Source organism: Lysobacter sp. Hz25, from assembly GCF_046097045.1.
Lineage (GTDB): Bacteria > Pseudomonadota > Gammaproteobacteria > Xanthomonadales > Xanthomonadaceae > Lysobacter > Lysobacter antibioticus_B.
In genome coordinates this window covers 3924016-3948788 of record NZ_CP175666.1, presented here as the reverse complement: position 1 = coordinate 3948788, position 24773 = coordinate 3924016, and the positions used below count along the sequence as shown (strand labels likewise).

General features: G+C 66.4%; 12 protein-coding genes. 6 read left to right on the top strand and 6 right to left on the bottom strand.

Going from position 1 to position 24773, the window contains the following annotated elements:
- Window positions 1-497: 497 nt before the first annotated feature.
- Entirely contained in the window at window positions 498-845 is a 348-nt protein-coding gene (locus ACKN61_RS16145; RefSeq protein WP_408950397.1) for a hypothetical protein, read from the top strand.
- Between the two features lie 350 nt (window positions 846-1195).
- On the opposite strand, the gene ACKN61_RS16140 is transcribed toward ACKN61_RS16145, so the two are convergent.
- Entirely contained in the window at window positions 1196-1702 is a 507-nt protein-coding gene (locus ACKN61_RS16140) for a hypothetical protein (RefSeq protein WP_408950396.1), read from the bottom strand.
- A 119-nt stretch (window positions 1703-1821) separates the two neighbouring features.
- The gene (locus tag ACKN61_RS16135; protein WP_408950395.1) at window positions 1822-4515 is read right to left on the bottom strand and encodes a PKD domain-containing protein; all 2694 of its coding nucleotides are present in this window, start codon (window positions 4513-4515) and stop codon (window positions 1822-1824) included.
- Window positions 4516-5425: 910 nt separating this feature from the next.
- Here ACKN61_RS16135 and ACKN61_RS16130 point away from each other — a divergent pair.
- Window positions 5426-7087, top strand: coding sequence for a multicopper oxidase family protein (locus tag ACKN61_RS16130; RefSeq protein ID WP_408950394.1), 1662 nt, complete (start codon window positions 5426-5428; stop codon window positions 7085-7087).
- A gap of 58 nt (window positions 7088-7145) precedes the next feature.
- On the top strand, window positions 7146-7868 hold the full coding sequence (locus ACKN61_RS16125) for an FKBP-type peptidyl-prolyl cis-trans isomerase (RefSeq protein ID WP_408950393.1): 723 nt from the start codon (window positions 7146-7148) through the stop codon (window positions 7866-7868).
- 57 nt (window positions 7869-7925) lie between these two features.
- On the opposite strand, the gene ACKN61_RS16120 is transcribed toward ACKN61_RS16125, so the two are convergent.
- Entirely contained in the window at window positions 7926-9077 is a 1152-nt protein-coding gene (locus tag ACKN61_RS16120) for a metallophosphoesterase (protein WP_408950392.1), read from the bottom strand.
- A 71-nt stretch (window positions 9078-9148) separates the two neighbouring features.
- Here ACKN61_RS16120 and ACKN61_RS16115 point away from each other — a divergent pair, with 71 nt between their 5' ends.
- Window positions 9149-9304 carry a hypothetical protein gene (locus ACKN61_RS16115; protein WP_408950391.1) on the top strand — a complete coding sequence of 52 codons (156 nt, stop codon included), beginning with the start codon at window positions 9149-9151 and terminating at the stop codon, window positions 9302-9304.
- Between the two features lie 661 nt (window positions 9305-9965).
- Here the strand turns inward: ACKN61_RS16115 and ACKN61_RS16110 are convergent.
- Entirely contained in the window at window positions 9966-13160 is a 3195-nt protein-coding gene (locus ACKN61_RS16110; RefSeq protein ID WP_408950390.1) for a TonB-dependent receptor domain-containing protein, read from the bottom strand.
- Window positions 13161-13325: 165 nt separating this feature from the next.
- Between ACKN61_RS16110 and ACKN61_RS16105 the strand changes: the two genes are divergently transcribed.
- Entirely contained in the window at window positions 13326-13877 is a 552-nt protein-coding gene (locus tag ACKN61_RS16105; RefSeq protein ID WP_408950389.1) for an RNA polymerase sigma factor, read from the top strand.
- Entirely contained in the window at window positions 13874-14896 is a 1023-nt protein-coding gene (locus ACKN61_RS16100; RefSeq protein ID WP_408950388.1) for a FecR family protein, read from the top strand. Before ACKN61_RS16105 ends, ACKN61_RS16100 begins: the two co-directional genes overlap by 4 nt.
- A gap of 784 nt (window positions 14897-15680) precedes the next feature.
- Here the strand turns inward: ACKN61_RS16100 and ACKN61_RS16095 are convergent.
- Together ACKN61_RS16095 and ACKN61_RS16090 are read right to left on the bottom strand one after the other, a co-directional pair.
- Complete coding sequence (locus ACKN61_RS16095; protein ID WP_223620541.1) at window positions 15681-15893, bottom strand: hypothetical protein; 213 nt, start codon at window positions 15891-15893, stop codon at window positions 15681-15683.
- Window positions 15890-24634: a GH36-type glycosyl hydrolase domain-containing protein gene (locus ACKN61_RS16090; RefSeq protein WP_408950387.1), complete on the bottom strand. Its 8745-nt coding sequence runs from the start codon at window positions 24632-24634 to the stop codon at window positions 15890-15892. Before ACKN61_RS16090 ends, ACKN61_RS16095 begins: the two co-directional genes overlap by 4 nt.
- Between the last annotated feature and the right edge of the window lie 139 nt (window positions 24635-24773).

The window sequence follows — 24773 nt, the reverse complement described above, 5'->3', positions numbered from 1 at the left end:
AATTTTGACCGATCCGGCACGGTGTGAGGCGTTGTGGTTCGCATTGCGGCGTGTGATAGGGGAGTCGTGGTCGAGGCGTCGTGGTCGCGGCTTCAAAGGGTAGGAGCCGCGCCCTACTGGATTTCCCTTCGGTCTCAAGCCGCGACCGCGTCGCTTCGGCCTAGCGGTGTTACTAGTCGTAGCCCCCCCTGTAGGAGCGGCGTGAGCCGCGACCGCGCTGCTCGTCGTTGGGGCGTTTCTTGCCGTAGAAGCGTAAAGCAACATCTAAAGCTTCCGTCCGCTAACGCGGCCGGGTTACTTTCTTTTGCTAAGCCCAAAAGTCCGTCTGGATTCCCTTCGGTCAAAGGTAACCAAAGAAAAGGGCTCTCCTTGCAAGGGCACAGGCCACGAGTGCGATGCTGTCGCCGGGATTTTTCGATAAGACGTCCTTGTCCTATCGAGTCATTCCTTTTTAAAGGCTGGGCGCACGTCCTGTGCGCCGCCCTCCGGGTCTCCACTTGACCGGTAAAGCGGCAAAGCAGATCAAAATCTCGGCAACGGGCAACGGGCAACGGGCAACGGGCAACGGGCAACGGGCAACGGTGATCGACCACTGTAGGAGCGGCGTGAGCCGCGACCACGAACCGTCGATGGCAGCGATATTTCGTTGCCGACGTCAAATCCCGTCCTGGGCCATGGTTTTGGCCTTGGCCTTGGCCTTGGCTGTTGCTGTGCGTCGCCTCGCACTGGCGAAGGCAATCGAAGACCCGGAGGGCGGCCCGCAGGGATGCGGGCCGTTTTTCATCGGGACAGGGATGTCCCGTATGAAAAATCCCTGCGGAGCCATCGAACGCGCGGGCCTGTGATCCAAAGAAAAGCATTTTTCTTTGGTTAGCTTTCTTTTGTTGCTTATGACAAAAGAAAGTAACCCGCCGCTTTAGTGGCGGAAGCTCTTAGCGTTTGATCCTGATCTTGATCTTGATCTTGATCTTGCTTGAGCGCCGCGCCGCAAAATCGAAACAGCGCGGTCGCGGCTCGCGCCGCTCCTACCCCGCGAACGCACTCCGCTTCGACGGGCCGCACCAGCGTTGTTGTCTCTGACCGTCCCGTAGTCGCGGCTTGTGACCGAAGGAAATCCAGTCGGACGCCGCTCCTACTCTTTGAAGTCGCAACCCCGACGCATCGAGCGGAGACCCAGGGCTTCACCGACGCAAGCCTAACGAACGAAGAATCCCTCCTGCACTACCGGCCCGCCATCGAGCGACACCTCGACGCGGTAGTTGCCGGACTTCCATCCCATCGGCTCGGCGACGCGGAAATCGTCGACGCCGGCGCCGTTGAAGGTCACCGGTTTGGCTTCTTCGTTGAAGACCTTGCCGGCCGGGTCGATCCAGCGCACCTTCAAACGGCCCGGCACGCGCGCCTGCGCGTCGCGGGTCGCGGTCTTGATCGTCACCACCACGGTGTCGCCGGTGGTGAAGCTCTTCTGCCGTTTGGGCAGGTCCTGCGGCCGCATCGCTGCGCTGCCGAGTTCGACGCCGGTGATCGACACCGCCGGCGAGGTCGATACCGCCATGAGCGTATTGTCCTTGCCAGGCGCGGCGGCCGGCGAGGGCGCTTCGGTCGCGTGCTGCGGCGTCGTGGCCTGGCGTTCGCAAGCGGACAGCAAGTAGGCGACGACTACGAGGGATGCGCCAGTGAGGCGGTAAGTCCGGTGTTTCATTCGAGTTTCTCTGTCGCGAAGACGCAGGCGAGGTCGCAACCTCGCCTGCGTCGGCCGTGCATGGGCAGCCATGCTTGAGACAGCCCGGATCGCCGAAGGCGGCGACCCGGGCCTGCGCTTTACTGCGTCGTGCCGATGAGGTCGAAGGGTAGCTCCTGGGCGACGTCCGGTGCCGAGGACGGGTTGCCGACATCGATCAGGGAACTCCAGGTGCCGGCCGACACATCGTACTGGCGGGCATTGGCGCCGCTGCGGCCGCGCGCGCCGACTACGGTCATCGGTGGGGCGAAGTGCGCGCCGGCGCTGCTGTCGGTGCTTCCCCACACCAGCCAATAGCTGCCTGCGCTGAAGAAGCCGCTGCCCGCGCAGGCTGCCGGCATGTTCAGGCGGTTGCGCCAGACCTTGCGCGTGGTGACCGTAGCGCTGCCCGGGGACGGATACAGGCTGTTGCCGGTGCGATAGATCCGCGCATCGGTCGAGGACGCCTGTACGTTGCTGCTGGTGCTGCCGCATAGCAAGGTGCTGCCCGAATCGCCGGGCCGGCCGCGCCAGACCTGCAGGACGCCAGCGGTGAACGGCGAGCTGGAACCGCTGTAGCTGGTTTTGTAGGCGTAGACGTCGACCGCGGACAGCGTCCAGCTTTGCCCGCTCGGCACGACGAAGTCGTCGGCCACGCGATAGGTGGCGTTGCTGACGGCGTAACCGGTGGTGGTGTTGCTTTCGGCGGTGTTGCCGTTGTTGTTCTGCAACTCGCTCCAGTTCGTGCCCGAGGGTGCGGCGGTGCCGTCCTTGGCGGTGGCGCCGGTGCTGAGGCCGCCGTTGCTCCAGACCACGCCGCCGGACGGGCCGCTGGCATAGCTGCCGGTCAGCGACACCCCGGAGATCGCCGCATAGGCCTTGATCAGTACGTGATAGGTGCCGGCCTGGGCGGTGGCGATCGAGCAGGTTTCGGCGTTGTTGCTGCCGTCCGACTTGCAGTCGTAGCTGGCGGTGGTCGGCTTCGAGCCGAATTTCACGTACAGGTCGGCATCGCCGCTGCCGCCGGCGGTGACGAACTTGAGGCCGGTCGCACCGGTCGGGACCGCCAAGGTCCAGAATTGTTCGCTGTCCTTGGCGCCGGCGATGCCGGTCGCGGGCACGCCGTTGCTGAGCACGTTGCCGGTCGGCGCGGCGCTCACCGTCACCGACTTGCTTACCGTGTGGGTGGCGCCGTCGTCGTCGGTCACCTTCAGCGACACGGTATAGGTGCCGGCCGCTGCGTAGGTGTGCGAAGGACTGGTCGTGGACGAGGTGATGCCGTCGCCGAAATTCCATTCGCGCGCGGCGATGCTGCCGTCCGAATCGGTCGAGGCGTCGGTGAACACCGCGGTCAGGTTGGAGGTGGTGAAGGTGAAGGCTGCGACCGGATTGGCGTTGCCCGGTGCCACGACCGTGACCGACTTGGTCACGCTGTGGGTGGCGCCGCCGTTGTCGGTGACCGTCAGCGACACCGAGTAGGTGCCAGCGCTGGCGTAGGCGTGGCTCGGGTTGGTCGCGGTCGAACTGTTGCCGTCGCCGAAGGTCCATGCGCGCGAGGCGATGCTGCCGTCGCTGTCGCTGGAGGCATCGGTGAAGTTGGCGGTCAGGCCGTTGGTCGCCGAATTGAAGTTCGCCACCGGCGGCAGGTTGCCGGTCTGCGCCTTGTTGCAGGTGCCGGAGAAATTATCCGTCCAGGTCTTGCCGGCCACCGGCACGAAGTCGCCGGTATAGCCGGTCGCGGTCAAGGTCAGCTTGAGCACGCCCCAGGTATGGGCCTGGCTGGCCTGCAACAGCGTGTGGCTACCGCTGAGCGAGTAGAAATCGCGTCCGCCGGTGCCGACCAGGATCTGGCGCAGGCCGTCGGTCTTGGCGGTGCCGCTGCCGTCCATCTTGCCGTAGCGCTGATAATTGTGGTCGTGGCCGACCATCACCAGGTCGGCCTTGGCCGCATACAGGCGGTCGTAGATCGGCTTCACCGAGCTATAGCCGGAGTAATTGCCGCGGCTGATCAGCGGATGATGGAAATACGCCGCCGTGCAGGGTTTGGTGTTGGCGGCCAGGTCGTTGCTCAGCCAGGTCAGCTGGGCGGAGGCGATGGTGCCGCCGGACATGGTATTGAGGGCGATGAAATGCCAGTCGCCGACGTCGTAGCTGTAATAGCCCTTGCTGCGATCGCCAGCGGGCCCGGTCGGTTCGTCCTCGCCGTTGTAATAGTCGAAGTAACCCGCCGCGCCCGAGGTTTGATAGTCGTGATTGCCGGGCGTGGGCCGGGTCAGGTCTTTGAATCGGCCCCAACGCGAGTGGTAGAGGTTGTTGTATTCCGACAAGGTGCCGCTGCCGTAGGCGTTGTCGCCGGCGGTGAATACCGCGGTCGGGTTGATCGCCACGATCAGGTCCGAGGTCCTGCCGCAATCGGCCGGCGAGCTGTCGCAGATGTCGCCGGCGCCGGCCACGGTCACCGTGGTCAGGTTGAGGTCCTTGGTGCCGAAGTCGTAGCTGTCGACGGCATAACGGCTGTCGGGGTGGCCGAAGTAGGGCTCGATGACCACGCACTCGCCGCGAAAGGCACGCGAGTGGAAGGCACGGTCGTTCCAGTGATCGCCCTGGAAGATATAGCGGTCGCCGCCGGAACTGGTGATCTTGAGCGAGTCGTAACCCTGCAGCACCAATTCCTTGAAGCCGACCCGGACCCATTTCGCGCCGGCCTCGCAGACGCGATTGCCGGGCGAGGCCAATAGCGCCGAGCGCGTGCTCGGCACACGCTTGGTGACGACGTCGTCTTCGCTGAGTTGCACAGTCCGCTGCGCCGCGAACGCGGACTGGGATCCGATCAAGCTTCCGAACAACAACAACGCGCCGAGCGTGATTCGCCGGCGAAAACCGCTTGCACCTGGGGTGGCCATCAGAGTCTCCTCTTAGCTTCCGTGTTTGAAGGGAAGTCGCCCGCGCATCGGTGGCCGGGCGCTGAAGTCGTCGCCCGATCCGCACGCACAGGCCTGTGTCGTCGTCAGGCCTGGTTTCGGCGACCGGTGTAGTTTGTTGCGGAGAAATGCCTCGGCCGACGACTCGGCCGACGCAGTGGGGCGCTGGTTCCCGCGCGAAGCGCGATGGGCTGGCCGGATGCCGCAGGCGGCATCGGCGAGAGAAGGACGGGGCCGTCGAACGCGCGTCGGACGAAGACGCGTCGAACAGAAGAATGCCGCACGGCAAGGTGTCGGACATCGATGACATTAGTGTGTCTGGCGAAGCATTGCCGCATCGGCGGAGTCGGTGAAACGCTGCTGGCGCCGGCTGCAACGACTGTGACGCCTGACTGAGGACGAGCGGCCTCGCCGCCGTTCATGGACATGGTGGTTGCCTCGCATCGAATGACTGAAGTGCACCCCTGTTGAGATGCAGACGGCGCGGCTCGCCGATACCTCAGTTGCGAACGGCCGGATTTCTCATGATCTTTGGTTATTTGACGCGGCCGCGTCGAGGATGAAACAAACGCTGCGAATCAAGGGGTTTCGGCGTGCATCGACGGCGCGTAAATCGTGATCGATGCCCGTAATTCATGCTGGATCCGATGAGGCTCAGAGCCGGTCCGGCGCGATGCGTGGATGGTTCCATCTGTAATCGATCAGCAATGGGCGAGTCCGTGCAACGACGAATGCATCGGCAGCGCGACTCGTCGACGCATCGCTAGCGAGGGTGTTCCGTTCCATGGTCAACACGAATCGTCGCAAGTGGGTATTGGGTCTGTCGGCGGCCGCTGCCGCAGCGGTCGCGCTGCCGTATGCGCTGTCGCAACGCGCTCGCCGCTCGTCCCACGCAGCGCATGCCGATGCCGATGCGTCGCCCGCCGATGCGGCGACGCCGTCGGCGCCGGCACCGTTCCGGCAACCGCTGCGCATTCCAGGCGCTGCCGGCCTGCTCGCCGAAACCCATCTGTCGGCGCCGCTGGTGTTGGCGGCGACGGAAGCGGCGTTTCCGATCTTCGACGGCGCGCCGACCCGGATCTGGCATTACGCCCATGCCGCCAGCGCAGGCCTCGGCATCAACCCCTTGCTGCGCATCGATCGCGGCGAAGAATTGGACGTCAGCCTGGACAATCGTCTCGGCGAAGACACCACGATCCATTGGCACGGCCTGAGCGTCGACGAAGCCAACGACGGCAGCGGCCTGCATCCGGTCGCACCCGGCGCCGGCAAGCGTTATCGCTTCCGGGTCGCCGATCGCGCCGGTCTGTACTGGTACCACGCGCATCCGCACGGACGCACCGGCGCGCAGTTGCAACACGGCCTGGCCGGCCTGCTGCGCGTGGACGACGACGAAGAGCGTGCGCTCGCCGCTAGCCTCGGTCTGCCCTGGGGTGTGCGCGACCTGCCGCTGATGATTTTCGACAAGCAGGTGAACGCCGACAACGCCATCGTCTATCGCCAGGGCGCCGACGACTGGATCGGTAACCGGCTGCTGGTCAACTGGACCCCTGAACCCTTTCTCGACGTGCTGCAGGCGCTGTATCGTTTCCGTATCGCCAATGTCGCCAATGCGCGCATGCTGCGGCTCGCTTTCGAGCATCGCGGGCAATCCTTGTCGTTTCATCTGATCGGCAGCGACGGCGGATTGTTGGCGCGGCCGTGGACGGTCGAGGACGTGTTCCTGGCGCCGGCGCAACGCATCGACGTGCTGGTCGATTTCAGCACGGTGGCCGCCGGCGAGCGCGTGTTGCTGCGCAGCCTGGAATACCTGGCGATGGAGAACGAAGACGAGTCCGGTGCGTTCGCGCCCGACCCGATGGGCGAGCACCCCGGCGCCGCGGCGATGGGCGAGGCCTTCGACCTCATGCAGTTTTGCATCGCCGGTTGCAGCGACACCACGCCGAAGCCGGCCAAACGTCCGCCGGTGAAGTTGCCCGAGCGCCTGAGCGATCTGGCGCCGCCGCCTGATACTACGGGCTGGTCGGTGCGTCCGATCCGCCTGAGCATGAATCAAGAGGGCAGTTGGTTCATCAACGACTGGAACATGCACACCGTCGGCCATGAGCCGATGTTCCGGATCAAGCGCGGCAGCCGCGAGGTCTGGGAGATACGCAACAACATGACCAGCATGCCGCACCCGATCCACGTCCACGGCTTCCGCTTCCGCGTGGTCTCGCGCAGCATCAGCCCGCCCGACATCCGCGGCCGCGCCGTCGCGCCTAAGGGGCTCAATCCTCAGGACACCGGCTGGAACGACACCGTGGTGATCTGGCCCGGCGAGATCGTCCGCATTGCCATCGATTTCGCCCAGGAGCTGTCGGGCACGCATCGCTACATGATCCATTGCCACAACCTCGAGCACGAGGACATGGGCATGATGGTCGCCTTCGCGGTGACCGACTGAGGGCTGCAGCCCAGCCTATCGACCGTCTCTCAGCTCATCGCCAGGAGAGTGCCGCGCCATGAACCGCTTCGCCCACGCCATCGCTTTTTGTCTCGTGTTGTCGCCCGCGGCCTGCAGCTCCGATGCCGGGCAAACCGCGGCTGCAGCCGCAAAGCCGGCCGCCATCGACGGCCCGCGCGGCCAAGTCAGCTACATGGTCGGTCTCGACATGGCCAAGCGGCTTGCACCGATCAAGGACGAGGTCGACATCGACACCGTCGTGAGCGCGTTGCGCGCGGCCCATGCCGGCGCGCCGCCGCGCCTGGACGAGGCGCAGATCGCCAAGGTCCGCAGCGACTTCGTCGAGCACCTGCAGCGCAAACGCGAGGCCGGCCGACAGGCGCTGGCGCAGAAGAACCTCGGCGAAGGCAGCCGCTACCTGGCCGATAACGGCAAGCAAACGGGCGTGGTCACGACCGCTTCGGGCCTGCAATACCGGGTCGAACGCGCCGGCCGCGGCGCCAGGCCGGCGGCCGACGGCACGGTGCGGGTCAATTACGTCGGCCGCCTGCTCGACGGCAGCGAGTTCGAGAGCACCTACGCCACCGATCACCCGGCCGAATTTCCGCTCAACCAGATCATGCCGGGCCTGCGCGAAGGGCTGATGCTGATGTCGCCGGGCGCGAAACACCGTTTCTGGGTGCCGGCCCAGCTTGCCTACGGCGAGACCGGATTGCCCGGCCAGATCGAACCGAACGCGACCCTGGTGTTCGATCTGGAATTGCTCGAGATCGCACGCTGAGCGCGGTGGTGCAATGACGCGAGCGGCGACAGCGCCGTTCGCGTCGCGAGCGCTGGTTCAGTCGGAGAGCGCTTCGCCGGCGGTCAGCGGCAAACGTTTGCCCTCGGGCGTGCCGCGGCTGATCTTGCCGCGCTCGATCAGCAGCAGCTCGCCGTATTTGCCGTTCTTGATGCTGCTGTCGATCGCGATCACGCGGCCGTCGAAATAGCTGCCGATGCGTTGGTGCGAGGTATGGCCGACGACGATGCGGCCGACGCCGAGGCGCGCGGCGATCGCATCGACCTGCTCCTGGGTGAGGGCCGGGTCGATGAAAAAGCCGCGGTACCAGATCGGGCTGGTCTTGCCGTTGTACAGCGGCATCAGCGCTGGGTCCTGCTGCCAGACGGTCTTGGGCGTGCCGAGGGTGTCGCGATAACGGTCGTTGATCTGCGCCCGGCTCAGGCCGGATTCGAAATAGCTCGCGGCGATGCCGCCGTGGACGAACAACAGGTCGTTGACCTGGCCGATCACCGACTTGCTGCGCAGCCAGCGCCCGAGCACCGTGTCGGGGCCGTACAGCTCGACGTAGGAACTGCCGAGCAGCCCGGCGTTGCGCTGATAACCTTCGTTGACATAGCGCAGGTCGTTGGCCAGCACCATGATCTCGTGATTGCCGAGCAACAGATGCACCGCGCCGCCGGCCGCACGCGCCTGCTGTTCCAGGCCGTACAGCAGCCACAGGGCCTGGTTGACCTTGGGGCCGCGGTCGAACACGTCGCCGGCGATGACCAGATGGCCGCGACCATAGCGCCAGCGCAGCTTGCGGTCGACGATGCCGTTGTTCTGCAACAGTTGGACCATCAGCTCGTACTGGCCGTGCACGTCCGAGAGCGCGGCGATGCGCTCGACGCCCTGCGGCGAGACCTCTGCCTCGGCTTCGGCCGGGGCGCGCACCGAGATCGGCTCGGCATGACCGCATTGCGCTGGCACCACGACCGGCCAACGCAGGGCTGGGAACGAGCGCTCGACCGGCTTGCCGCCGCAGACCCAGCGCGCCTCGATGCGGTCGGCTGCGTAGCGCAGGTAGGGGCCGTCGTCGAAACCCAGCGTGTTTGCCGCCGCTGTCTTCTCCGAGGCCGCAGGCGCGCGTTCCTGGCCTGAGGTGACGGCGGTCGCGGCCGACAGAGACAGAGCCAGCAAGGTGGAGGCAAGGCGGGATAGTTTGGTCATCGGGGTACTCGTGTATTCGCCTGATCGGCATTGTCGCTGTTTGAGGCCGCACTGACGCATCTGCGCCGTTAATGGCCGCAGCCAAGGGTAGGAGCGGCGCGAGCCGCGACCAAGGAATGGGCAGGCATTGCAGCGCCATCGTCATTCATCGAGGCTTCGAGCTGTCGCTGTCGCTGTCGCTGTCGCTGTCGCTGTTGTTGCTGTTGTTGTTGCTGTGCGCCGCCTAAGCCTCGCGAAGGCAATCGAAGACCCGGAGGGCGGCCCGCATGGATGCGGGCCGTTTTTCATCGGGACAGGGATGTCCCGTATGAAAAATCCCTGCGGAGGCATCGCTCGTGCGGGCCTGTGATTCAAAGCAAAAGCATTTTTCTTTGGTTACTTTCTTTTGTTGCTTTAGACAAAAGAAAGTTACCCGCCGCTTTAGTGGCGGAAGCTTTTATCGTTTGGTCTTGCTTCCATTAAAGCCACAGGCAAGTGCGAAGTACCCCTGTAGGAGCGACGTAAGTTGCGACCACGCTCTGCCGGCCTCCGGCACAACCCTTCAAGAAAGAGCAGAGCTTCCGTCCGCTACGCGGTCGGGTTACTTTCTTTTGCTAAGCCCAAAAGAAATGTAACCAAAGAAAAGGGCTCTCCTTGCAAGGGCACAGGCCACGAGTGCGATGCCCGCGCCGGGATTTTCCGATAAGACGTCCCTGTCTTATCGGAAAACGCCGCACGTCCTGTGCGGCGCCCTCCGGGTCTCCACTTGACCGGCAAAGCAGCAAAGCAGATCAAAATCACGGCAACGGCAACGGCAACGGCAACGGCAACGGCAACGGCAACGGCAAACTGCAGCGACGGCTATGGCGACGCGGCGCTCACCGCCGTCGTCGCCACGCCAGCCCCCAATCACCGGAACCGATACTCATACTCGAACGCGAACTCGCGGCCGATCGGGCTGTAGGCATCGTAGAAATACGGGAACGAGGTGTTGGTCTCGTCGTCCGGGTGGGTGCTGTTGAACAGGTTGTTGACGAAGAATTTGATCGTGGCCTGGTCGGTGATCTGCTTGCCGATGTTGGCGTTCCAGAGGAAATACACGCCGGTGCGGCCGAGGCCGTTCGCCTTCGGCAGGGTGCCGTAGCGGGTCATGAACAGGCTCGACGACCAGTCGCCGGCGCGCCAGCTCGCACCCGCCCGCAGGCGGCTGCGGAAGTCGAGGTTGGTCGGGTCGTCGCGCCAATCCTTTTCGATCGGATCGGTGGCGAACACCTGGCGTTCGGACTTCAGCGTGTGCGACCAGCTCAGGTCGAAACGGTAGTCGCCGTAACGCTCGGTCTTGAGCCGCCAGTTGACGCTGGCGTCGATGCCGGTGACGCGGCGGTAGGACTGGTTGAGCGGCGCCGACTTGACCTCGGCGATGCGGTCGATGGCTTCGCTGCCTTCCGGACGCCGTGTCACCAGGGCGGTGACGTTGCGGCAATAACCCGAGTCGGGCCCGAATGCGAACGGCTGGCCGTTGAGCTGCTTGCCGGTGCGGCAGCCGGCTTCGCCTTCGAGGATGCTGGTCGGGCTGAGACGTTCGATCGCGCCGTCGAGTTCGATGCTCCAGTAATCGGCGGTGACCGAGAAGCCGTCGAAGACGTCCCACACGGCGCCGACGCTCCAGGACTTGCCGGTTTCCTCTTCCAGGTTCGGGTCGCCCTCGGTGAAGCTGAAGACGTTGTAGCTATAGCCCGAGCAGCCCGGGTTGGCGCCTGCGGCGATGCAGCGCCAGGGGTCGACCGCGCTGCCGAAGCTGCCGCTGCCTTCGCTGAAGACCCAGTGCAGGTCGGGCGCCTTGAAGCTGGTGGCGTAGGCGCCGCGGATCAGCAGGTTGTCGGTCGGGCGCCATTCCAGGCCGGCGTTCCAGGTCTTGGCGTCGTCGACCGCGGTGATGTCGTCGTACTTGTCGAAGCGGCCGGCCAGGCTGCCCTTGAGCGTGCTCAGGATCGGGATGCTGAACTCCACGCCCGCGGCATAGCGGTCGCGTTCGCCGCCGCCGTTGGTGCCGGTGAGGTTGTAGAGCTGGACCACGCCGGGCTGCACGCGCGCATCGCTGGACAGGTCGTAGCCCTGCGAGCTCGCTTCCAGCACCGTGGCGACGCCGACCGGTCCGGCCGGCAACTCGAACAGATCGCCGGTGAGCACGAAGCTGGCGGTGTTGACCCAGGACTCGGCCTCGTACTTGGCGAGGGTGGAGATCGACTCGTATTCCTCCGGTGTCATCGGCCGGTACCAGCGCGGCAGGTTCAAGCGATAGATCGGCACGCCGTTGGGGCGGGTGCCCAGTTGCTTGCCGAAGAAATAATCGTTGACCAGGTTGCCGACCATGCGCCGGCGGGTGCGTTCGAACTGGTACTCGGCGCGGCTGACGGTGGCGTCCCAATCCCAGCCGTCGCCGATCTTGCCGCGCAGGCCGAGCGCGACGTCGAGCGAGCGCTCGCGGTAGTGCTGGTTCATCTGCTCGACGCCGCCGAGATCGACCGGGGTCAGCAAACGCGTGGGCGCGATCACCGCGTTGAACTGCGGGTCGTAGAAATCGCCGCGACGGCCGACGCCGTCGGTATGCGGGCCGGTGATGCTCTCGAAGCCGCCGAGCGACTCGACCCGCGAGCGCCAGGCCTGCACCGAACCCCAGCCCTGCAGGTCGTCGGAGAAATCCCAGGTGCCGAACACGTAGCCGGCGAGTTCGTTCTTGCCCTTGCTCAGGTGCTGGTAGCCGACGTCCTTCCAGGTGCCGCAGGCATCGCCGAGGCTTTGCACGGCGCCGGAGCTGATGCGCTTGTAGGTGTGGCGTTGGAACTCGTCGCCCCAACGCTCGCAGGTGCCGGCCGGCGGTGCGATCAGCGGGCTGCTGCTACTGCTGCTGCCGCGGCGGATGCGCAGACCGGCGTCGGGTTGCACGCCGAGCCGCGGATCCGGGCTCGGATTGGCGCGCAGATCCCAGTCGTCGCGCTGGAAGCCGTACAACAGTTCCTGGTTGTAGGCCTGGAAGGCATAGGTAACGCCCCAGCGCTCGCCGGTCTTGCCGCCGGTCCATTGCAGGTCGAAGCGGTCGCGTCCGCCCATCGTGCTGCTGCCGGCGCGCAGCTTGACCTCGTCGCCCTGGTAATTGCGCTTGAGCACGATGTTGACCACGCCGGACACCGCATCGGCGCCGTAGATGGCGGAGGCGCCGCCGGCGAGTATCTCGATGCGCTCGACCGCGCCGGAGGGAATGTTGCCGAAGTTCTGGAAGTTGCTGCGGCCTTCGTACGGGAAGGGATAGTCGGCGGCGCGGCGTCCGTCGATCAGCAACAGCGAGCGGCCGGGGCCCAGGCCGCGCAGGTTGAGCGGATGGGCGTTGGCCGAGAAACCGCCCGACAGTTCGGTCTCGACCGCGCCGTTGGCCATCACCAGGGTGTCCAGCGCCTCGAACACGGTGGCGTGGCCCTCGCGTTCCATCTGTTCGGCGGTGATCACGGTGACCGGCGAAGGGCCTTCGATTTCAGCGCGCTTGATGCGCGAACCGGTGACCTGGATCGCCGCCAGTTCGGTCGGATCGGGCTCCGCCTTGGCCTTGGCCGCGGGCTCGCGCGAGCTCGCCGGCTTGGCCTTGGGCGGCGCCGGTTCGCGCGCAGTCACTATCGCGATGACGCCGCTCTGGGTGACGCGGAAGCTCAGGCCGCTGCCGGCAAGCAGGCGGGTGACCGCCTCGCGGGTGGTGTAGCGGCCGGACAGGGCCGGGGCGATGCGGCCGCGCACCAGGTCCGGCGGAATCAGGATTTGCGCGTCCGACGAGGACGCCACTTGGTTCAGCGCCGCGGCCAGCGATTGGCTCGGCAAGGCGTAGTGATGCGCGCTGTCCTGCGTCTGCTGGGCGAGCGCCGGCGCCGCGGCGACCAGGGCCGACAGGCCGAGCGCAAGGCTCAGCGCGACCGACAGCGGGCGCCGGGCGCAATGCGTATGCGCGCTTGTTTTCAGTGTATGTCCCGGATCGGCCCCCGCCGATGCCTGCTGGTTCGAATCCCTACCGTTAGACCGACTGCCTTGTGCTGCGCGACGCTGTGAAACGATCCCCATTGCAACGCTCCCCGATGAGTGGCTACGACTCGATCCTTCGACTGTTGTCCTTTCCCCACCGATGTAGACGCAGCTTGCCACGGATCCCTCACTCGCCTTTCGGCAGGCTTGCCGGCGGCCGGCCGGTGCCGTAGCGTCCGCTTGTCCGATAGCGGGGGAGGGGCCATGAACAGCGGCGAAGCCGGCGATACGCTGGGTGCTTGCGACGCCCCGTGCGCCGCCGATCTGCCGCTGCTGATCGCCCGTTACCGCCCGGCCCTGGTCCGCTATTTCTCGCGCCATCTGCAATCGGCCGACGACGCCGAGGACCTGGCCCAGGAAGCCCTGGTGCGGCTGGTGCGGATGCCGTCGCTGAGCGGTGTGCTCAACGTCGAGGCCTTCTTGTTGCAGATCGCCTCGAACCTGTTGCGCGACCGTTTCCGCCGCGACAAGAGCCATCAGGTGCTGCAGCACGTGTCGATCGACGAGGTCGCCAAGGACTGGCCGAGTGAGGACCCGCACGGCGAATGCGTCTACGAAGGTAACCGCCGCCTGCAGGCGTTCCTGGCGGCGCTGGACGAGTTGTCGCCGCGCTGCCGCCAGGTGTTCCTGCTGCAGCGCTACGAAGGCCTGACCTACAGCGCCATCGCCAAACGTTTGGAGATCAGTGTGAGCGCAGTGGAGAAAAACATGATGCGCGCCTTGCTGCATTTCGATACGCGTCTGGGAGGCTCGTGAAACCACCGCGTCTCAACGTGATCGAGGGCGGCGACCCGTTCCGTCGCCAGGCCGCGACCTGGTTCGCGCGCCTGCGCGCCGACGACGTCGCCGAAAGCGACCGCCAGGGCTGGCAACACTGGATGGCCGCCGATGCGCGCCACCGCGCCGCCTATGAGCGCATCGAGCGCCTGTGGTCGGCGGCCGGCGAGCACGCCCAGCACCCGCAGATCGCCGAACGCCTGCGCGATGCGGTGGCGCCGGCTGCGCCGAAGCGCCGCAGCCGTGCGCCTGTCGCCTGGGCACGCTATGCCCTGGGCGCCGGCGCGCTCGCTGCGGTGTTGGCCCTGGCCGCGGTGGTGCCGCGCTGGTCGGAGCGGCCGGTGCCGGAGACTGTGTATGTCACCCAGGTCGGCGAAAGCCGCACCATCGCCCTCGACGACGGTTCGCGCGTCAGCATGGACACCGACAGCCGCCTGGTCGTCGATTTTTCCGGCGCCGAGCGCCGCATCGTCCTGGATCGCGGTCGCGCGTATTTCCGCGTGGCCAAGGCCAGGCGGCCGTTCCTGGTACATACCGAGGACGGCAGCGTCCGCGCGGTCGGCACCGAGTTCGAGGTTTATCGGCGCAACGACACGACCGAGGTCGCCCTGGTCGAAGGCCGGGTCGCCTTGTTGGCGGCGCCGACCGCCGATGCCGGACAGGCTGCGCTCGGCACGCTCGACCCCGGCCAGAAGGCGCGTTTCCGCAAACACCAGCCGTTGCACCGGTTGGCACCGGCGGCGCCCGGCGCCTTGCCGACCTGGTTGTCGGGCAAGTTGGTGTTCGAAGACCAGGCCTTGTCGGCCGCGGTCGCCGAATTCAACCGTTATAGCCGCCGGCGCATGGTCCTCGGCGGCGAGCAAGTCGCGCGCCTGCGCGTCAGCGGCGTGTTCCGCAGCGACGACCCGCATGCCTTCGTCGAGGCCTTGGAGGAGTTGTACCCGGTCGCGGTCGATGAGTCCTCAGGCGGCGATATCGTCATCGCTGCGCGGCGTTGATTGAGGGGAGTGCCGCCGGTATGGCCCCTCACCCGGATGTGTGGTGGTTTTTGGCGGGTTTCGCCGCAAGACCGAAGCCGCGCGGTCGCGACTGACGTCGCTCCTACAAAAGTTATCGCCGTTGCCGCGAAGATTCTGCTGTTGCTGTTGCTGTGCGTCGTTTCGCACTAGCGAAGGCTAGAGAAGACCCGGAGGGCGGCCCGCAGGGATGCGGGCCGTTTTTCATCGGGACAGGGATGTCCCGTATGAAAAATCCCTGCGTCGGCACCGCTCGTGCGGGCCTGTGATTCAAAGAAAAGCATTTTTCTTTGGTTACCTTTCTTTTGTTGCTTATGACAAAAGAAAGTAACCCGCCGCTTTAGTGGCGGAAGCTCTTAGCGTTTGATCTTGCTTCTGCAAAGCGACAGGAAAGTGCGAAGCCTGTCCCCTGTAGGAGCGACGTAAGTCGCGACCACGCCCTGGCGGCCTCCGGCGCAGCCTTCAAGCAAGTGCAGAGCTTCCGTCCGCTACGCGGCCGGGTTACTTTCTTTTGCTAAGCCCAAAAGAAAGTAACCAAAGAAAAGGGCTCTCCTTGCAAGGGCACAGGCCACGAGTGCGATGCCTGCGCAGGGATTTTTCGATAGGACATCCTTGTCCTATCGAAAAACGGCGCACGTCCTGTGCGCCGCCCTTCGGGTCTCCACTTGACCGGCAAAGCAGCAGAGCAGCAAAGCAGAAAAGCAGAAAAGCAGAAAAGCAGATCAAAATCTCGGCAACGGCAACGGCAACGGCAACGGCGTTAACTTCAGCGCCAGCGCAGCCCATGCCTCGCCAACATCTCATCGATACGCCGCTGCGCATGCGCGCGATCGGCCGGATCGGCGTCGGCCATCAACTCGTCCACCAGCGCCCTGAACTGCGGCCAGAACTGCGCCTCGTGACGCAGCGATTCCAGCCAAGGCGGCAGCATCTGCGCCAGGCGCTCGAGTCCGGCATCCAGTTGCGCCCGGGTCTTCATGGCTGCGGCCGCGGCCAGGTCACCTCGACGTGGTGGATCGTCCGCCCGCCGAGCAGAGAGAACTGCAGGCCCTCCTGCACGACACCATCCAGTTGCAGTTGCGCAGCGCCGCCATCGGCATCGACCTGACGCACGTGGATCCGGTACAGGCTGTCGCCGTGGCGGTACTGGATCCGGTATTCAGGCCAATCGGCCGGAATGCAGGGTTTCAGGCGCATCGTGTCGCCGTGGCGCTGCAGGCCGAGCAGCGATTCCGTCAGCAAGCGGTACATCCAGCCGGCCGAGCCGGTGTACCAGGTCCAGCCGCCGCGGCCGGTGTGCGGGTCGACGCCGTAGACGTCGGCGGCGAGCACGTAGGGCTCGACCTTGTAGACGGCGGTGGCTTCCGCGTCGCGGGCGTGGTGGATGGGGTTGATCATGCGCGCCAGTTCCCAGGCCCGCGCGCTGTCGCCGAGTTCGGCGAAGGCCATCGCCGCCCATACCGCGGCATGGGTGTACTGGCCGCCGTTCTCGCGCACGCCGGGCACGTAGCCGCGGATGTAGCCGGGGTCCTTGCTGGTTTTGTCGAACGGCGGTTGCAGCAACTGGATCAGGCCGGCATCGCGCCGCACCAGGTATTGGTCCAGCGACTCCATCGCCTGGCGCGCGCGTTCGGGATCGGCCGCGCCCGAGAGCACCGACCAACTCTGCGAGATCGAATCGATCCGGCATTCGTCGCTGTGCACCGAGCCCAAGGGCGTACCGTCGTCGAACCAGGCGCGCCGGTACCAGTCGCCGTCCCAGGCATGGGTTTCCAGATTCCCGCGCAGGCGCTGCGCGTGTTCGATGCAGTAATCGGCGAAGGCGGCGTCGCCGCGCTCGCGCGCGACCGGCTCGAAGCGGTTCAAGGTGTCGAACAGGAAGAAACCCAGCCACACGCTTTCGCCCTTGCCGGCGTCGCCGACGCGGTTCATGCCGTCGTTCCAGTCGCCGCTGCCGATCAGCGGCAGGCCGCGTTCGCCGAGCAACTCGGTGCCGCGCTTGAGCGCCAGCACGCAATGGTCGTAGAACGGCTGTTGGCGGCCGGAGACCAGCGGCAGGTCGTAGTAGGACTCCTCGTCGGCGTTGACCGGGCGGCCCTCGACGAAACGCACGCGCTCGTCGAGCACGCTGCGATCGCCGGTGACCTCAAGATAACGGCAGGCGGCCAGCGGCAGCCACAGGTAATCGTCCGAGCAGCGCGTGCGCACGCCGCGGCCGAGCGGCGGATGCCACCAATGCAGCACGTCGCCCTGGGGGAACTGGTGCGCCGCGCTCAATAGCAGGTGTTCGCGGGTCAGCGCCGGCATCGCGTGCACGGTCGCCATCGTGTCCTGCAGCTGGTCGCGGAAGCCGAACGCACCGCCGGACTGGTAGTAGCCGCTGCGCGCGACGTAACGGCAGGCCAAGGCCTGGTAGGGCAGCCAGCCGTTGGCGAGCGCGTCCACGCTCGGGTCGGGGGTCTCGACCCGGACCGCGCCTAGGGTGTGCGTCCAATGGATGCGCACCGCATCCAGCGCATCGCGGGCGGCGCCGCTGCCCTTGCTGGCTTGGGCGAGTTGCACGGCGGCGGCATAGTCGGCGCCGATGCCGAGGCGGAATACCGTCTCGTAACTCTCGTCGGCGGCCAGCGCGATCGGCACCTGCAGCGCCGCGCACGGGTCCAGCCCGACCCCGAGTTTGCCCGACAGGCGCTGCTTGAGCAGCGCCGCCGGTTGCCCGAGGTTGCCGTTGCGGCCGAGGAATTCGGTGCGGTCGGCGGTGAAGCTGGGTTGCTCGCCGTCCACGTCGAAGAAGGCGACGCGGCCGTCGAACTCGGTGTTGTAGGGATTGCGCGCGGTCAGCACGCCGCTGGCGCCGTCGAGCTCGCTGACCACGTGCATCTGCGACTTGACCCGGATATCGCCGAGCACCCATTCGACGTAACCGGTGGCCGACAGACGCCGTGCGCGGCCGGACAGGTTGCGCAGCTTGAGCACCGAGTACTTGATCGCCTCGTCGAGCGCCACGTAGATCCACAGCTCGCTGGCGATGCCGTCCTCGATGTGCTCGTAGACGCTGTAACCGAAGCCATGGCGGGTGCGGTAGGCGCCGCTGCCGCGACAGGGCAGAGGCATCGGCGACCAGATCCGGCCGCTGTCCTCGTCGCGCAGGTAGAAGGCTTCGCCGCCGGTGTCGGCGACCGGGTCGTTATGCCAGGGGGTGAGGCGGAATTCGTGTGCGTTTTCGAACCAGGTGTAGCCGGGCGCGCTTTCGCTGACCACGGTGCCGAGTTGCGCGTTGGCCATCACGTTGGACCAGGGCGCCGGGGTCGGCGCGCCTTCGCGCAGCACCACGACATACTCGCGGCTGTCGGCGGCGAACGCGCCGGTGCCGTTGTCGAACACGAAGGCCTCGGTCACCGCTTCGAACGGCCACGGATCTTCGTCGGTTTCGGCGCGCGGCGGCGGCAGGCCCGGCAACGCCGGCGGATAGGCCGCTGCGGTTTCGTCCATCGGTTCGGACTCGTCGGGCGGGCCGTCGGGCAACAGCAAGGGGATCTCGCGCTCGGGCGGCACGTGGCGGCTGACCTGCGCGGCGAGGGTGCCGCGTTTGTCGCTGATGATCACCCGCGACACCGCCTGCAGCAGGATGCGGTCTTCCTGCGACATCTGCTGGCTCGGCCGCACGAAGATGCCGCCGGGCCGGTCGAGCACGTTGCCCTCGGGGCCGGCCGAGACCAGGCCGAGGATCTGCTCCTGCAGTTGCTGGCGATATCCGCCCTGTTCTTCGTTCCAGATCACCAGGTCGACGTTGAGCCCCTTCAGGCGCCAATACGCATGCGCCTGCACCATCTGCCGGACCAGCTCGATGTTGGCGGCCTCGGCGATCTGCAGCAGCACGATCGGCAAGTCGCCGGAGATCGAGTGCCCCCACAGTCCCGACTGCCCGCGCCGGTTCTGCAACAGCACCGTGTTGTCGGCGCGCAGGAACGGATGCGCATACACCATCAGCCCGGCCAGCCGTTCGTACAATTGGGCATCGGCCTGGGAGGCGTTGATCTGGCGCCGCACCACCTGGCTGTGGGTCCAGGCTAGGTCGAAGACGCGGTCGGCGAGGCGCCGGTCGCGGTATTTGTCGATGAGCCGGCTGCAGGCCGCGCGGTCGACGCCCACGCCCGAGACCATGTCGACGATGACGCTCTGCTCGGGCGCGAGCACGATGCGGGTGCGGATCGCGACGATCGGGTCGAGCACCGAGCCGACCGAATCCGACAGCGCCTCGGTCGCGGTGAGGGCCAGCGGCGTGCGCGGGGTGTTGCCGCGGCCGAGGAAGCGCGAGCGGTCGGTTTCGTAGGAGATCGTCTGGATGTCGGCATCGTGCACCGCGACCAGGTGGAACATCCACGGCGGTACCTCGTCGTGCGAGCGCGGCCGCCGCGTGCACAGCAGGGCCTGCTTGTCGCGGGCAACCTCGGTCTGCACGAACAGATTGCTGAAGGCCGGATGCAACTCGTCCGACAGCGACGAGGCCAGCACGACTTCGGCGTAGGTGGTGATCTCGATGGTGCGGGTGTGGCGCGAGCGGTTGCCGATGCGCAGGCGGCGAAGCTCGATGTCGTCCTCGGCCGAGATGGCGATTTCCAGGTGAGTCTCGTAGCGGCGCTTGCGCCCGCGGTACTCGGCTTTGGCGTCGGAGAAGATCGCCTCGTAATGATCCACCGGCACGCAGGTGGGTTGATAGGTCGCCGACCAGAATTCGCCGCTGTCCACGTCGCGTAGATAACAGAACGAGCCCCAGTGATCGCGCGTGCCGTCTTCGCGCCAACGCGTCACCGCCATGTCGCCTAGGCGGTTGTAGCCGCCGCCGGCGCTGGTCAGCAGGCTGTGGTAGCGGCCGTTGGACAGCATCTGCACCGCCGGCCGGCCGGTGCTCGGATTGGCGAATACCCGCAGTTGGGTCTCGCTGGCGGCGGGGGCGGCGCGTGCGCCGCTGGCTTCGGCCTCGTGCGGGTGGAACACGCCGGTGCGCGGAATGCGTTCCTGCAGCAGCAACAGCGTCGCCTGGAACTCGGCATCGGCGACGAAGCGTTTCTGCATCGGCTGGTCGCGCAGCAGATAGTCCAGCGACAGGAAGGCCATGCCCTGGTGGTGGGCCATGAACGAGCGGACGACCGCATGCTCCTGGCCGCGCGGCACCCGCGTCGGGGTGTAGTCGATCGCTTCATACAGGCCGTAATGGCCGGCGAAGCCCAGTTCGGTGAGGCGTTGCAGGTTCTGGCAAGCCGCTTCCGGCAGCACCATCAAGGCCATGGCGCTGGCGTAGGGGGCGATGACCAGGTCTTGGCCGAGGCCGCGCTTGAGCCCGAGGCCGGGCACGCCGAACGCGCGGTACTGATAGTTCATCCGCGTATCGACGGTGTTGTAGCCCGATTCGGAGATGCCCCAGGGCACGTCGCGCTGGCGGCCGTAGCGGATCTGCGCCAGCACCGCGTGTTGCGCGGTCTGGTCGAGCAAGGTGTCGGGATAGCTCGGCATCACCAACTGCGGCATCAGGTACTCGAACATCGAGCCGCTCCACGACAGCAGGGTGGCGCCGCTGTCGATCTCGGTCAGCAGACGGCCGAGGGCGAACCAGGTCTCCTGCGGCAACTGGCCCTGGGCGATGGCGACGAAGCTGCACAGGCGCGCTTCGGAGGCGAGCAGGTCGTAATAGCCGGCATCCAGGCGCCGTTCCTCGACGTTGTAGCCGATCGACAGCAGATGGCGGCCGCGGTCGTAGAGGAATTCGTATTCCATCAGCGACAGCTGCCCGGCGATATGCGCCAGGCGTTCGAGCTCGTGCACGCGTTTGCGGGCGCGGTCGCGCGCAAGTCCGTCCTGCGGCGCCATTTGCAGGGCGCGCAGGGTCGGAATGCGTTCCAGGAGGTCGGCCTCGGAAGGCCGGCTCTGTCCTTCCTCCGGCGTGCCGAGCCCGGGCGCAAAGAACAGCAATTCGTCCTGCGCGGCGCGGCAGGCGGCCGAGAGCATCGTCGGCCAATGCGGGGCCGATGCGTCCGACGCTTGTTCCGCGGACGGCGGTAGCGAGGATTCGATTGCGAGCGCCCGCGACGACAGCCCCGCCAGCACGCGTTCGGCTTCCGGCAGCGACGCCGGCGGCTGCGCGCGGATGCCGTCGATGCGTTCGCGGAATGCGCTCAGGGCTTGTTCGAGCGCGGCGTCGATACGGCCCGCCGCGCGCAAGGTTTCTTCGAGCACGCCGAAGGTATCGGCCAGACCGTCGAAGGTATGCCGTGCCAACACCGGCTCGTCGATCAACGCCAGCAGGCCTTGGCGCAGGGTCAGCAGATGCGCGGCGAGATTGCCGCTGTCGACCGTCGACACATAGCGCGGCGGCAGCGGCAGCAGGGTTTCGGTGTCGTACCAGTTGTAGAAATGGCCGCGATGGCGCGGCAGGGCTTCCATCGTGGTCAGCGCCAGGCGGGTGCGCTCGATCAACCCGCCGGCCTGCAGATAGCCGAAGTCGTAGGCGCCGAGGTTGGCGAGCAGCGACAGGCCGATGTTGGTCGGGGAGGTGCGCCGCGCCACCACCAGGCTCGGATGTTCCTGGATGTTGTCCGGCGGCAGCCAATGATCCTCGGCGCGGATGTGGATCTCGAAGAAGGCCCACGTGCGGCGCGCCAGTCGGCCGAGGAACTTCAGCTGGGTCTGCGACAGACTCGCGCGACGCTGTCTCGGCGGCCGTCCCAGCCAGGCCATGAGCGGCGGCGACAGCAGCCACAGCAGCAGGACCGGGGCGGCGACCCACAGCGACGCCGGGTTGATGCGCGACAGCGCGGCCGCGACGGCGAGCGCGAACGCAGGCGCGAACCACATGCTGCGCAGTTCCGCGCCGACGCCGCTGCCGAGATTGCGCTCGACTTCGCTCGACGGGTTCCATTGCAGCAAGCGACGACGGCTGATCGCCATCCGCCACACGCTGCGGGCGATCGCACCCAGACTGAAGAAGGCTTCGTACGGCAGGCAGGCCAGATTGACCGCGGCGCGCTGCATCTGTCGCGCGATCGAGCTGACCACCTGCATCAGATGGGTTTCCAGCGCCATGTCGACCGGGCGGGTGACCAAGTCCCAGCACGCCAGGGCGAAGGTGGGCACCAGCCACAGGCTGAGCAGCCACAGGGTCCAGGCCAAGGGTTGCGGCAATATCGCCCAGCCGGCGACCAGCAGCGCGGTGGCGGCGGCCGGCACCAGGCTGCGTCGCAGGTTGTCGAGCAATTTTCCGCGCGACAGCCACGACAGCGGATTGGCTTCGTAACCGCCCTTCATCCGCGGCACCCAGGGCAACAGCCAGGGCAGCAACTGCCAATCGCCGCGGATCCAGCGATAGCGGCGCTTCACGTCGGCGGCATAGCGCGAGGGATAGTCCTCGAACAGGCGTACGTCGCTGATCAGGCCGGCGCGCGCATAGCAGCCCTCGAGCAGGTCGTGGCTGAGCACGCGGTTTTCCGGGAAGCGGCCTTCCAGGGCGTACTCGAACGCGTCGACGTCGTAGATGCCCTTGCCGACGAACGAGCCCTCGCCGAACAGATCCTGGTAAACGTCGGAGACCGTGCGCGTATACGGGTCGATGCCGGCTTCGCTGCCGTACATGCGCGCATAACGCGAGCCGCGGCGTTCGCTCATGCCGGTGCCGACGCTGGGCTGCAGGATGCCGTAACCGCGCGTCACCCGCCGCCGGCGTTCGTCGAAGCGGGCCTGGTTGAGCGGATGGGCGAGGGTGCCGATGAACTCGCGCGCCGCATCCCGGGGCAGGCGGGTGTCGGTGTCCAGGGTGATTACGTAGCGGACGTTGGCGAGCACCTCGGTGTTGCCGGTCACTGCCATGAAAGCTTCGCGCGCACCGCTGCGCAACAGGCGATTGAGCGCGGCGAGCTTGCCGCGCTTGCGCTCGTAGCCCATCCATTTGCCTTCCAGCGGGTTCCACGTGCGGGGACGATGGAGCAGGAAGAACAGGTCGCCGCTTTCCGGGGCATAGCGCGCATTGAGTTGTTCGATCTGGCGCGAGGCATGCGCCACCAGGGCCGCATCGCCGGGCAAGTCCTGTTGGTCGGCGTCGAGGAAATCGGTCAGCAGGGCGAAATGCAGGTAGGCATCGCGATTGGCCAGGAACCTGACTTCGAGCCCTTCGACCAGGCCGTCGATCGCATCGACGCTGCCGATCATGCTCGGCACCACCACCAGGCTGCGCGAGCTGGACGGCAGGCCTTTGGAGAAATCCAGGCGCGGCAGCGGCTTCGGCGCAACCAGCACGGTCGCGATCCAGTTGACCAGGGTGATGCCCAGTTCGCTGAAAGCCAGCAGGCTGAGCGCGGCGAACAGGCACAAGGCCACCGCCGGAAGCGGCGCTGCGTATAGCTCGGACAACAATCCGTAGCCGAACAGCGCGGCGATCGCGCCGATCGGCAGCAGATACACCGACAGAGGCATCCTGCGCGAGCGCAACCGCACCGGCTTGTGTGCGTCCGGCGAGGCGGCGACCGCGGCCTTGATCTCGCTGGTGCCGTCGTCGATCAGGTAATAGCCGACGTGGGCCTTGCCGTCGTCGACCTCGCCGGACTCGAGCGCCAGGCTCAGGGCCAGGCGCGCCACGTCGATCTCGCTGACACCGCTTTGGCGGGCGATCTTCTCGACCACGTGCCGGTACATGTCGCGGGTGTTGAAATCCATCTTCGCGTAGACGCCGATCGGATCCTCGCGCAGGGTCCGGTCGACCAGGCTCATGGTCTCTACGAACTCGCGCCAATCCATGTTGGCCAGGAAGCGCAGGCTGCCGATGCTGTTGCTGATCGATACCTGGTCGGCGGCCTGCTGTTGGCTCTCGGCGCGCACCAGTTCTTCCACGCCGTGGGCGCTGTCGGCCAGCCACTGCTCGATCCAGCTCATCGGCATGGCCAGGACCGCGCTGCGGCCGTGCAGGCCGCGGGTCAGCTCGGCCACGAACGCGCCCGACATCGGCGGATTCGAGCGCGCCATGTCGGCCACCACCAGCACCACGTTCTTCGGGTTGGCGTCGGCGGTGTCGTTGAGCAGCTCGGCCCACTCGGCGGCGCGGCGATGATCGGCGCCGTCGCGCATCACCCGCACGGCCATGCGGCGCAGGTTCTCGATCAAGGCCAGGCGCAGCATGATCGGAATCGCCCACAGCTCGCCGAGCTTGAGCGGCGTCACCGTCTGATACGCGGCGACGAAGCGGGTCATGGTTTCGGCGTCGATGCGGCCGTCGCCGTGGGCGATGGCTTCCATCGCCAGGTCGTAGACCCGAGGCAGGCCGGCCGACGGGCCCTGGCTCAAGGTCGGCAGCTCGCGGCTATAGCCCTTGGGGAGATGGCGGCGCGCGGTGCGGATCTGTTCTTCGATCAGGTAATAGTTGTCGAGCAACCATTCGCCCGCCGGTGTGATGCGGACCTCGTCCTGGACCATCTGAGTGAGCAGGGTGCTGGCGGAATCGAGGATGCCCTCGTTCTCGCGCAGGCGGCCCAGCAACAAGTCCGAACCCGTGCGCGCCCGCACCCGATGCGCATGCGCGAGGGATTTGCCGTGCCGTTCCATCTGCTCGGCGCTGAACAACTGCGAGCGCAAAGGTTGTTCCGCTTGCCACGGCTTGCTCGTCGCCGCACGTCCCCATCGCCACAGCCGTCGGCGCAAGCGCAACCACTGACTGAAAATTCGCCATACATTGGGCATGCAAGATCCCAGGCACTTCAGCCTTCAAGGTCGGGATCATTGCATTTACATGGGCAGGCGATTGTGAAGTCGCGATCGACGCGGCCGATACGCCGTGCTGGCGGGCTCGTGGCCTGGCCTCGGCCGAAATGTGCGAGCG